Source organism: Acetomicrobium mobile (assembly GCF_937920065.1).
This window is the reverse complement of record NZ_CALETC010000004.1, coordinates 1-3,258: the sequence shown is the minus strand read 5'-3', so window position 1 is coordinate 3,258 and position 3,258 is coordinate 1. Positions and strand designations below refer to the sequence as shown.

Here is a 3,258-nt window from a genome sequence, read left to right as displayed (position 1 = left end):
AGGCCGATTGCCTCGACGCGGGGATACCGATAAAGGTATCACGCTTTCCCATGGTAGGCAATGGAAGGGCTTTAACCCTTGGAGAAGCCATAGGAATGGTAAAGATCGTAGCTGAAGAAAAATACGAAAAAGTCTTAGGAGTGCATATCTTGGGGCCCAACGCGACGGAGCTCATATCCACCGCCGGCATGGCGCTCATGTTAGAAGCTACTGCGGACGAGATTGCAAACTTGATCTTCGCCCATCCAACCGTCGGAGAGGCTTTGAAGGAAGCGGCCCTATTACTTCAAGGAAAGGCGATCCACTTCCCCAAGGCGTAAAAGCTATTTGGCGGAGGGGGTAGCAAGTTGAAAGGTTATTTTCCGGACTGGCTAAAAATAGAGGCACCTGCCGAAGGTGTCCTTGATGAAATGCAAAAACTTATAAAGGGCCTGTCGCTTCACACGGTGTGCGAAGAGGCCAACTGTCCAAACGCAGGAGATTGCTTTGGCTCCCATACGGCGACTTTTTTGCTGATGGGAGACGTATGCACCAGGAATTGCTCTTTTTGCGCCGTAGAACACGGAAAGCCCATGCCCTTGGACCAAAATGAACCCCTAAGGGTAGCCGAAGCTTGCCGTACGCTGGAGCTCAAATACGTCGTCTTAACCTGCGTCACGCGCGACGACTTGAGCGATGGCGGCGCCTTTCACATGGCATCTGTCGTAAGAAAGGTAAAGGAATTAAACCCTGGTGCGAAAGTCGAGCTTTTGGTCTCAGATCTTGGCGGCAACTGGGAAGCTTTGCGGTGCTTGCTTGAAGCTCCCTTGGACGTTATAGGACATAACGTCGAAACTGTTCCATCACTTTACCCGAAGGTAAGGCCACAAGCCATATACGAAAGAAGCATTGACCTCATAGAAAAGGCCAAAAAAATAGCTCCACATATCTTGACCAAGTCCGGGATAATGGTCGGTCTGGGCGAGCGTTTCGACGAAGTGGTCCAAGTCATGAAAGATCTTTTAAGTGCCGGATGCGATATATTCACGATAGGACAATACCTGCAACCGTCCCCACATCACTTCCCATTGAGGGAGTACGTTTCCCCCGCTCAATACGAAGAATACGAAAGAAAAGCCTATGAGTTGGGATTTAAGTCCGTGGTTGCAGGGCCTTTGGTTCGAAGCTCATACAGGGCGGATATTTGCTATGAAAAAGCCTTTAAAAAGGGAGGTGATAAAGTCATTTAACTGGCCTTTGTTGGCTAAAAAAATTACAAGCAAAAGGAGGTAGGGGTCTCCATGGCTGTAGAAAAAGAAAAGTTACAGTGGATGTACAAAAACATGTTGACCATCAGGAACTTTGAAGAGAAGGTGGCGGAGCTTTTCGCCGCAGGCAAATGCTACGGCTTCGTTCACCTTTACGTAGGAGAGGAGGCCGTAGCTACCGGAGTGTGTGCAAATCTTCGCAAAGAAGACTACATCACAAGCACACACAGAGGACATGGCCATCTGATCTCAAAAGGCGGCGACCTGAAACTCATGATGGCCGAACTTTTCGGCAGGCGCACGGGATACTGCAAGGGCAAGGGCGGATCAATGCATATAGCAGACGTCGAGCTTGGGATCTTGGGTGCAAACGGAATAGTTGGTGGCGGTTTCCCCATCGCTGTGGGAGCAGGATTTACTGCGAAATACAAGGGCACAGATCACGTGGTGGCCTGCTTCTTTGGAGACGGCGCGTCAAACCAGGGAACCTTCCATGAAGCCTTAAACATGGCCTCCATATGGAAGCTGCCGGTCATATTCGTCAACGAAAACAACCTCTACGGCATATCGCTTTCGCAGAAGAAATCGATGAACGTTCCCGATGTGGCCGCCAGGGCTGCTGCTTACAACATTCCCGGACTCGTCGTTGACGGAAATGACGTATTGGCGGTTTACGAGGCCGTCCAAGAGGCGGTCAAGCGTGCGCGCTCCGGAGAGGGACCGACTCTGATCGAGTGCAAGACCTATCGCTACAGGGGCCACTTTGAGGGCGACCCGACAGTCTACCGCAGCGATGAGGAAGTCGAGGAATGGAGGAAAAAAGACCCGATTCCGCGATTTGAAGCAACACTTTCTCAAATGGGAATAATGACGGAAGAACAGATGGAGAAGATTCGCTCGGAAGTATCCGAAATGATCGAAGAAGCCGTTAAGTTCGCAGAAGAAAGCCCGTGGCCATCTCCGGAAGAAGTCCTTGAGGACGTATACGCGTGAGCGAGGAGGCGATGAGGATGAGGAAGTTAACGATTCGAGCTGCAATAAATGAGGCCCTGCGTCAGGAGATGAGGCGCGACCCCAACGTGTATGTGATTGGCGAGGACGTTGGCATATTCGGCGGCTGTTTTGGGGTAACGGCCGGGTTGATAGATGAATTTGGCCCTGAGCGGGTTGTAGATACCCCCATTACAGAAAGCGCCATAGTAGGCAATTCTCTGGGCGCCGCGGCCACGGGACTGAGGCCTGTAGCTGAAATAATGTTCATGGACTTCGTTGGCGTTACCATGGACCAGATATACAATCAGGCGGCGAAGATGCGCTATATGTTCGGCGGAAAGGCCAAGATTCCCATGGTCATAAGAATGGCTTGTGGGGCGGGAGGTTCTGCGGCAGCACAGCACTCGCAATCCCTAGAGGCGTGGTTTATGCACGTTCCGGGCTTAAAGGTAGTTGCTCCCTCCACCGCTTATGATGCTAAGGGTCTTTTGATAAGTTCCATCAGAGATGACAACCCCGTGATCTTTGTAGAGCATAAGTTCATATACGATATCGAAGGAGAAGTGCCCGAAGAAATTTACACCGTACCCCTAGGCAAGGCAGACGTCAAAAGAGAAGGAGACGACGTAACTGTCGTAGCCACCATGGCCATGGTTTACAAGGCCTTGGAAGCTGCCGAGGAACTTGCAAAAGAAGGTATCAGCGTTGAAGTCGTGGATCCGCGGACACTGCAGCCGCTGGATAACGAGACGATCATTAATTCCGTTAAAAAGACGCACAAAGTCGTAGTAGTTCACGAGGCCGTCAAGTTTGCAGGTCCCGGTGCCGAGATCGCTGCCATGATTGCCGAAGAAGCCTTTGATTACTTGGATGCGCCGGTAAAACGTGTTGGCGCTCCCTTTACGCCGGTACCCTTTAGCCCCGTGCTTGAACAAGCATACATCCCAAGCACGGAAAAGATAATTGCCGCAATAAAAGAGGTCGTGGCGTAACGTTTGTATTGCAAAAGAGGGGGCGT

The 3,258-nt window shown here is 51.1% G+C and carries 3 protein-coding genes and 1 pseudogene; all 4 read left to right on the top strand.

Annotation, left to right across the window (positions count from 1 at the left end; translation table 11 throughout):
• Positions 1-320 (top strand): annotated as a pseudogene (locus Q7P41_RS00085) (dihydrolipoyl dehydrogenase); the annotation flags it as partial.
• 27 nt (positions 321-347) lie between these two features.
• The gene (lipA, locus tag Q7P41_RS00080; RefSeq protein WP_303881046.1) at positions 348-1,229 is read left to right on the top strand and encodes a lipoyl synthase; all 882 of its coding nucleotides are present in this window, start codon (positions 348-350) and stop codon (positions 1,227-1,229) included.
• A gap of 51 nt (positions 1,230-1,280) precedes the next feature.
• On the top strand, positions 1,281-2,240 hold the full coding sequence (gene pdhA / locus Q7P41_RS00075; RefSeq protein WP_303881044.1) for a pyruvate dehydrogenase (acetyl-transferring) E1 component subunit alpha: 960 nt from the start codon (positions 1,281-1,283) through the stop codon (positions 2,238-2,240).
• A gap of 17 nt (positions 2,241-2,257) precedes the next feature.
• The gene (locus tag Q7P41_RS00070) at positions 2,258-3,232 is read left to right on the top strand and encodes an alpha-ketoacid dehydrogenase subunit beta (protein ID WP_303881041.1); all 975 of its coding nucleotides are present in this window, start codon (positions 2,258-2,260) and stop codon (positions 3,230-3,232) included.
• The last annotated feature ends 26 nt before the right edge of the window (positions 3,233-3,258 follow it).

Coding starts and splice junctions, on each gene's coding strand:
- Q7P41_RS00070 (WP_303881041.1), top strand. CDS start 2,258: ATGAGGAAGTTAACGATTCGAGCTGCAATAAATGAGGCCCTGCGTCAG.
- pdhA (WP_303881044.1), top strand. CDS start 1,281: ATGGCTGTAGAAAAAGAAAAGTTACAGTGGATGTACAAAAACATGTTG.